This is a genomic window from Pseudomonas svalbardensis, from assembly GCF_030053115.1.
GTDB lineage: Bacteria > Pseudomonadota > Gammaproteobacteria > Pseudomonadales > Pseudomonadaceae > Aquipseudomonas > Aquipseudomonas svalbardensis.
Window position 1 is genome coordinate 2,583,515 of sequence record NZ_CP125619.1, and the last position, 9,150, is coordinate 2,592,664.

The window sequence follows — 9,150 nt, forward strand, 5'->3', positions numbered from 1 at the left end:
GGCCAATGACCATCATTGTTCGGCATCCTTCACGACGCTGCGGCGACGGGCCTGGCCCAGGGTGCTCTGACGCGCGCTGCCAGCTTCACGCAGTGCGGCTTGAGCCTGGTCGCGGCGGGTCCGTTGCAGTTGATTGAGTGGCACCAACAGCTGAGCGATGCTGGTGTCAGCGTTCAGCACGAGTTGCTCCAGCAGGCAGACAAACAGGCTGTCGAGCAGTTCGATGTAGGCACTGGCGTAACGCCCGGTGTCGTAGTCGTACACCACCAGCAGACCTTCGCCGTCATCCACGACGTTGATCAGCAAGTCGACATCCGAAGCTTGCGGCTCAAGTTCCCGTTCGCTGATCGCCAAGCCTGGCAAATGCAGGTCCTGCTGGCGGGTGTTCTGCACCACCAGTTTGACCTGGAAGAACGGCGTATAACGCGCATCCCGCTGTGGCAGCAGGTCGGCCACCAAGGCGTCGAACGGCAAATCCTGATGGGCAAAGGCATCCAGTGCCACGCGGCGGGCATCGCTCAGCAATTGATCGAAAGTCTGCTGCGGCGCGACGCGGCAACGCAGCACCAACTGGTTGACGAAGAAGCCGACCATGTCTTCGGTTTGTTGCTGATGACGGTTGGCGATGTCGGTGCCGACCAGCAGGTCTTCGCGTCCGGTCTGCTGATGCAGCAACACGTTCAGCGCGCTGTGCAACACCATGAACGGCGAAGCCTCGCGAGCCGTGGCCAACTCGCCGATGGCCTGAGCCAATGACGCGGGCAAGCGACGGCGATGACGCGCGCACTTGCCGTGATCGCAAGTTTGAGCGCCCGGCAACAACAGCGGCGCCGGGCTGGCTTGCAACTGCTGGCGCCAGTAGGCCAGCTGTTGCTGCCAGACCGGGCCCGGCAGGTGCGTGCGTTGCCACACGGCGAAGTCGGCGTATTGCAGGGCCGGGGTTTCGATTCGGGCAGCCGTGGTGCCGAAACCGGTGTAGTCGCTGGCCAGTTGGTCCACCAATTGCGCAATGGACCAGGCGTCCACCGCAATGTGATGCATGGCAATGGCCAACACTTGAGTCTGCGCGTCCAGTTTCAGCAACCGCGCGCGAATCAATGGCGCCTGCGTCAGGTCGAACGGTTGGCCGAAGACCTCGGCCAATTGCGCCTGGATGGCCGGCTCCTGTTCCTGCGCCGAGACCGCTTGCAGATCGGTGACCGGCAAGGCAAACACCTGCGCCGCTTCAATCCGCTGCCAGGGTTCACCGTGATCGCTATGCACGGTGGTGCGCAATACTTCATGGCGGGCGATCAATTGTTCGAACGCCAGGCGCAAGGCTTCGACATTCAGTGCCCCGGTCAAGGTCAAGGCGAACGGAATGTTGAAACCGCTGGAGCCAGGGTTCAGTTGCTCAAGGAACCACAGCCGCTGTTGGGCAAACGACAACGGCAGCGGTTGCGAACGGTCTGCCGCAGTGATTGCGGGCAGGGCCAAAGGCGCCCCCTGCAAGCGGGCGCTGTCGATGGCGCGTGCGAGGTTTTCCAATACCGGATGATCGAAGACTGCACGCAGTGGCAGGTCCACCGCGAGTTGGCTGCGAATCCGCGAGACCACCAGCGTCGCCAGCAACGAGTGTCCGCCGAGGGCGAAGAAGTTGTCGTCAGCACCAATCGTCGACACGTTGAGAATCTGCGCCCATATCGCGCCCAGTCGCTGTTCGGTGTCGCTGCGCAGCGGCCGTTGCTCGCTCAAGTCGTTGTTGTCTAGCGCGCGTGCGGTCAGCCGTTTGCGGTCGACCTTGCCGTTGGCGTTCTGCGGCAGTGCGTCCAGTTTTTGCCAATGCGCCGGCACCATGTACGAAGGCAGGCGTTGGCTCAGCCATTCGCGCAGTACCGCGACCGGTGTGTCATCACCGGTCCAGTAGGCGACCAGTTGCAAGTCGCCACGCTGGTCGGCGTTGACGATCACGGCCACGGCTTGCACGGCGGGATGACGCCCCAGATGATCTTCGATTTCCCCCAACTCGATGCGGTGACCGCGGATTTTCACTTGCTGATCACGGCGACCGAGGAACTCGATCACTCCGTCTGCACGCCAGCGACCCAGGTCACCGGTGCGGTAGAAACGCGCGCCGGGTTCGAATGGATGTGCGACGAACGCCGCCTGGGTTTTCTCCAGATCGTTCAGGTAACCACGACCGACGCCGATGCCACCAACGCAGATTTCCCCCGGTACACCCACTGGCACTGGCCGCAACGCGGCATCCACCAGGTACAGATGATTGTTGGCGGTCGGCCGGCCAATCGGCATGGCGTTGCCGCCTTCTTCAGGCACAGCGGTCAGCGGGTGGAACGCCACGTCGTCCGAGCATTCCGCCGGACCATAGGCGTTCATCAGCGGCACATGGGCAAAGCGGCTCAGCCAGGCCTGGGCCAGCGCTGGAGGCAGGGCTTCGCCGGTCGGCAGCAACCAGCGCAGCGCCGACAGTTGCGTGTCGGTGCTGGCGAGGTCGAGCAGGGCACGGATCATCGTCGGCACGGCTTCGAGCACTGACAATTGTTGGTGCTCCAGCGCTTCCAGCAGTCGCTCCGGATCGTGGGCGATTACGTCCGGCAGAATGTGCACGGTGGCGCCGAGAATCGGTGCAGCGAGGAACTGCCAGACCGAAATGTCGAACGCCGGGGAGGCGGTCTGGGCAATCCGGTCTTCGCTCGACAGACCCAGGGTCGGCACCTTGCCGAAGATGTTGTTGAGCATGCCCCGTTGCTCGACCATGGCTCCTTTTGGCGTGCCGGTGGAGCCTGAGGTGAAGATCACGTAGGCCAGATCATCAGGGCTGCCTGTGACGTTCAGTGGCGTTGCATCGCCCGCCAGCCATAGGGCTTCGGTGCGCAGGCGGCGCGGGGTCGCGGTGCTCGCGGCCAGTGCCGGGTCGATGACCGAGTCGGCACTGTCACTGGTCAACAGAATCGTCGCCCCGGACAGTTCGAGAATTTCGCTCAGGCGCTGAGGCGGATGCTTGATGTCCAGCGGCAGGTAGGCCGCGCCAGCCTTGAGCACGGCGATCATCATGCTCAGCAATGGCAGGCCGCGTTCAGCGGCCAGCGCCACCAGCGTGTCGCGACCGGCACCGGTTTCGATCAGCGCACGAGCCAGGCGGTTCGAGCGCTGATCCAGCTCGGCGTAGCTCAAGCTGTTGGCACCACACACGGCAGCAATGCGCTGCGGATACTCCGCCACTTGCCGGGCGAACAGTTCGGCGTAGGTTTGATCCAGCGGGAAGTCCAGTTCACTACGGTTCCAGTCCACCAGCAGGGTCTGGCGTTCATCCGGCGTCAACAACGACAGCGAGGCCAGTGGCGCGTCAGGCTGGGCAACCATTTGCGTGAGCAACTGACGCAAATGGCCGAGCATGCGCTGTACGGTGTCGGTGTCGAAACGCGCGGCGTCGTAAGTCAGGCGAATGCCCAGACGATCACCAGGATAGAGCACCACGGTCATCGGGTAGTTGGTGTGTACGCGGTCTTCGTAGATGTCGACGTTGAAGTCGACCTGACGATCCGACAGACCTGCGTCGAACGGCGCGTTTTCGAACACCACCAGGCTGTCGAACAGCGAGCGACCGTGCTCGATTTCACTCCAGCGCTGAATGTCCACCAGCGGTGCATGTTCGTAGGCGCGCAACTCATAGTTGTGCGCGAACAACGCTTGTAGCCACGGCACCACGGTTTGCGAGTCGTCAACCTTGACCCGCAGCGGCAGGCTGTTAATGAACAACCCAACGATGTCTTCCACGCCCGGCAAATCGGTCGGACGTCCCGACACCGTAACGCCGAACAGCACGTCATCGCTGCCGCTATAGCGAGACAACAGCAAGGCCCAGGCACCCTGAATCCAGGTGTTGGGCGTCAGCTGGTGCTGTTGGCACAACGCGGTCAAGGCGCGGGTGTCGGCAATCGACAGGGTGACGTCCAGGTTGGCCACGGCTTCGACCGCTTGCTCGGTCACGGCCGGACGATCCACCACCAACGGCGTCGGTGCGTTGAAACCAGCCAGTTCGCGGGTCCAGAATTGTTCGGTGATGGACGTGTCCTGGCATTGCAGCCAATGGATGTAATTGCTGAACGACGGCAGCAACGGACGCGCCACAGGCTGGCCGAGTACGCGAGCCTGGTAATGGGCGAACAGGTCGGCCATCAACAGGCCGAAGCACCAGGCATCGGTCAGGATGTGGTGGAAGCTGCGCACGATCAGGAACTCCTGATCGGCCACCTGGAATACCCGAAGGAAGGTCAGCGGCGGGCGACGCATGTCGAAACCCTGCCGACATTCGGCGTCCAGCACGGCGTCCAGTTGACGCTGGCGGCTCGCTTCGTCGAGGTGCCGCCAGTCGTACCAGGCGAAGGCCGGGTCGGTGTCGTGGTACACACATTGCAGCGCTGCCTTGCCGTCCTGCCACCAGAAACCGGTGCGCAGCATCGGGTGCCGGGCCAGTTGCTGTGCCCAGGCGAATTCGATGGCGCTGCGGTCCAGTTCGCCGTCCCAGCGATAACGTTGCTGCATCAGGTAGATGCCGCTGTTGGGACGTAGCAGGGTGTGCAGCAACATGCCTTCCTGCATCGGCGACAGGGGCAGCAAGTCGTCGATGCCGGCCCAGTCGAAGTTTGCACCGAGGGCTGTGAGGTCGTGACCGGCGGCGTGGCACAACGGGAACGCGTGGGCCCCCGGGATGGCTTGCTCGGCGTCGGCAGCCAGCAGGGCCAGACGCTGCTCCAGCGCCTCGGCCCAGTGGTCTGCGCCTTGGCCACGGCAATCGATTTGCAGTTGACCGTGTTGCAGGCTGACGGACAGGGTCAGCCCGGCGCCATCGATTGGCGCGCTGGCGGCGATGACCTCGCCCAACGGCCCTTCAAGGGCTTGCCATTCGCCGGCCATGACAATATGCACGGTTGGCTGCGGCAGGCTCAGCAGCGGTTCGCGCAAGTAGTCGTTGTCGGCCAGGTAACGCAGCACGCCGTAGTCGTCACCGGTGTGCGGGGCGGCAGCCAGTTGCGCGTCGACCTGTGCAAGCAATTGCGCGGCGTTGGCGCCGGGTGTCACGTTCAGACGCAGCGGAACGGCGTGGCTCAGCGCACCGATCACCGTCGCCGGGTTGAAGTCGGTACGGCTCAGGGCACTGCTGAGCGGCAAACGGGCCCGCTCGCAGCGACCGCGATCCAGGGTCAGCCAGACGTTTTGTTCGGCACTTTGCTGCGCCAGTTCCGCCGCGACAGCAGTGGCCACCAGCGATGCCCAAGGCGCGTGGCTGCGGCGTTGCAACAGGTTCAGACGAACGCTGAGTGACGGCGAAATCTGTACGCGGCTTTCAGTGGCTAGGCCATCCGGTTGTGGGACGGCCGGCAGGGTTTCACCGGCGTATTGCAGCCAGTATTCCCAGGCCGATTCCAGCTCGTCTTCATCACGGGCGCAGCTGTTTTGATGCTCGGCCCACTCATCCAGATTGCCACCGTGACGCGGCAACTCGATCGAACGATCGTATTGCGCTTGAGCCACGGCCAGCGCCAAGTCGGTCATCAACAATGCCCAGGAAGCAGCATCCAGGCGCAGTGCATGGGCGACCAACAACACCGCGTCGCCCTGTTCCGACAGGCACGCGTGCCAGCCTTCACCTGCCGAGTGATCCAGTGTGGCCAGAGTGCTTTCGGCCAGTGCGCTCAGGTTGTCAGTGTCGAACGGCTGACGGCTGGCACTGACCGGTTTCGGTGTGCTCGGCAGGGTTTGCGCCCAGCTTCTGTCCGCCTGTTGGGTCAGGCCCAGTTGCAGTGCACGGTGTTGCTGTTGCAGAGCCTGCACGGCGCGGTTCAGCACTTCGAGGCTGATCGGCGCATTCAGCGCCACGCAACGCCAGTCTGCCGCTAACGGGCCGGCTTCAAGACGAGCGTGCTGTCCCGCCGTCAACGGAACATTGAGTGCAACAGTACGGGTGTCGCGGCTGTAGTTCGCGCCTTGGCTGATCACCGCCGAAATTTCAGCGATGGTGCGGTTTTCGAACAACTGCTTGGGCGTCAGCTTCATGCCGCGCTGGTGGGCGCGGGCAATTATTTGCAGGTTGAGAATCGAGTCACCGCCCAAGGCGAAGAAGTTGTCGTGAATCCCCACGCGCTCGACCCGCAATACGTCCTGCCAGATCTCGGCGAAGGCGATTTCCACCGCGTCACGCGGGGCTTCGTAATTGTCCTGACTGGTAGGGGCATCGGGCAGTGGCAGGCGAGCGATGTCCGGTTTGCCGTTAGCGTTCAACGGGATGGCGTCGAGGGCGATGAAGTCTGCCGGCACCATGTAATCCGGTACGCGCAGGGCCAGGTCATAACGCAGTTTGTCCGCCGACATTGAGGTGCTGGCCACCAGCCAGGCAATCAGGCGCGGCGTCTCGTTGGCCGGTTGCACGACACGGACCAGCACTTGCTGAACGTTGCTCGACAGGCGTTTGATTTGCGCTTCGACTTCGCCCAGCTCAATGCGGTAACCGCGCAATTTGACCTGGTTGTCGACGCGCCCGAGGAACGCCAGTTCACCGGATTCCAGCCAGCGCACACGGTCGCCGGTGCGGTAGGCGCGGGGCAGGTCGGCAACGGCGGTGAAGCGTGCGGCGGTTTGCACCGGATCACCCAGGTAGTCGATGGCCAGGCCTTCGCCACCGACCCACAATTCACCCGGCACACCGACCGGCACGGTGTGACCGTGGCTGTCGAGTACCCGCAGGAGCCGGTTCGGTTGCGGATGGCCCAGCGGTTGTACGCCGACCAGTGGCTGGTCGATGCGCGACAGGCAAATGCCGACGGCGCTTTCGGTTGGGCCGTAGTGGTTGTAGACCGCGAGTTCCGGGCGCAGCGCACGGACAGTGTCCAGCAGCGAGCCGTGCAGCGCTTCGCCACCGAGCAACAAGGCGCGGCGCGGCAGCAGACGCACGTCAGGATGCGCGGCGAGCAGACCGTGCAGGTGGTTGGGCGTGAGCTTGACCAGGTCCGGGGTGAAGTCGGCAAAGCACTGGGCCAGGGCGTTCGGATCAGCGCGGGTATCGTCGTCCACCAGCAGCAAGCTGCCACCACTGACCAGCGCACCGAACAACTGGGTGTAACCGAGGTCCGCCGCGAAGGTCGATAGCAGCGCATGGCGCCACGGTTGTTCAGCCTCGGCACAACCCAGTTCGGCCAGAATGCCGCTGACATAAGCGACGATGGCGCGATGGGACAGGCGCACACCTTTCGGTGTACCGGTGGAACCGGAGGTGTAGATCACATAGGCGCAGGCCTGTTGATCCACCGCGGGCAGGTCGATCCCGGTGGCGCGGGCCGAGGCCTCGATCACCTGCGCAGAGGCGATGTCGAAAGTCGGCGTGCCGATGATGAAATCCACATCGGCACTGGCCATCAGCGCACCCAGGCGCGAGGCCGGTTGGCCCAAGTCCAGCGGCAGGAAGCAAGCGCCGGCCTGCATTACCGCCAATAGCGCGATCACTGCGTCGTTGCAACGGGGCAGGGCCAGCGCGACGCGATCACCGTGTTGCACACCGCTCTGGCGCAAGGCGTTGGCCAGTCCGGTCGAGGCTTCAAGCAGCTCGCCGTAGCTCAATGCGCCATGGGTGTCGCGCACGGCTTCACGCTCGGGATGGCGGCGGGCCTGAGCGGCGATCAGTTCATGCAGCGGAGCATCCGGCACTGCAAGGGTCGCGCCATTGCCCCAGGTGTGAGTCAGGTTCAGTTCCTGCGTCGGACACAGCGGCACCTCGGCCAGCGGCCGGTTGGCGTCGCGGCTCAGTTCGTCGAGCAGCGTTACCAACTGCTCTATCAGGCGAGTGCCGGCCGCATCGGACAAGCGTTTGCGCTGATGCACCAAATGCAGGTGCAAATTGTCGCTTTCCATCGAAGCGATCAGTGACATCGGGTAGTTGTTACGTCCGCCGGTGTGGCGCAACGGCGCGGTGTGTTCAGCGTCCGGCAGCCCGACGAGGCCCTCGTCGATCTGATTCAGCTCCCGGGGGAACGGGAAGTTTTCGAACACCATGATCGCTTCGAACAACTCGCCACCGGGCGGCAGCGCGGTCAAGGCCCGCAGACTGGCGAGCGGCGTGTGTTCATGCTCGCGCATCTCGGCGTTCCAGTCCTGGATACCCGCCAGCCATTGGCCAACGGTCGGCGCCTCGTCCCAGCGCACCCGCAACGGCAAGGTGTTGATGAACAAACCGACCATGCGCTCGACACCGCTCAGGCGCTGTGGACGCCCGGCCACGGTGACGCCGATCAAGGCTTCGTCGCTGCCGTTATGGCGCCCCAGCAGATAAGCGTATGCCGCTTGCAGCAGGGTGTTGACGGTCAGGTTGTTGTCACGGGCGAAGCTACTCAGGCGCGCAGTCGTTGCGGTATCCAGCACGCGCTGGTGTTCGGTGCAGGGCAGGTGCGCGTCCACGGGGTCGGCGAGCAGGCCACGCGGGTCTGACTCGGGCACGCGGGTGGTGTTGGCGAAATCCGCCAGGCGACTACGCCAGAACTCATCGGCGGATGGGCGTTCGCTGAGGTAGGCCACGTAATCCTGGAACGGTCGCACCGCTTCCAGCGCCGCGTTTTGTCCGCGACGGGCCGCGCGATACAGATCGCGCCAGTCCGCCAGCAGCGAACCGACGCTCCAGCCGTCGAGCAACAGGTGATGGTGCGTCCACACCAGCGACCACTGCGTTTGTCCGTTCACATCGTCCAGACGCGCCAGGGTCAAGCGCATCAGCGGCGCGGCCCCGAGTTCGAATGCTTGTGCGTGATCTTCCGCCGCCAGGGCCGCCAGCCCTTGCGGGTTGCCGCGCAAGTCGACTTCGCGCAACGGCAGATCGACTTCCTTGAGGATGACCTGATAAGCGTCGTCCAGCTCTTCCCAGAGAAACGCCGTGCGCAACACCGCGTGACGCTGCATCAGCGCAATCCAGGCATGGCGGAATGCGTCGAGGTCGAGCTCACCGGCCAGACCGATGTTCATTTGCTGGTAATAAACCCGGGATTCCGGTGCATAGGCTTCGTGGTACAGCAGGCCTTTTTGCAGCGGCGTCAGCGAATAGATGTTTTCGATTTGGTCATGCATGGCAGCAGTGTTCAATCCAGAAAATCGTAGAGGCACGTGCGC

The 9,150-nt window shown here is 63.7% G+C and carries 1 protein-coding gene; it reads right to left on the minus strand.

The features are described 5' to 3' along the window. Positions 1–12: 12 nt before the first annotated feature. On the minus strand, positions 13–9,108 hold the full coding sequence (locus tag QFX16_RS11905; protein ID WP_283184056.1) for a non-ribosomal peptide synthetase: 9,096 nt from the start codon (positions 9,106–9,108) through the stop codon (positions 13–15). Between the last annotated feature and the right edge of the window lie 42 nt (positions 9,109–9,150).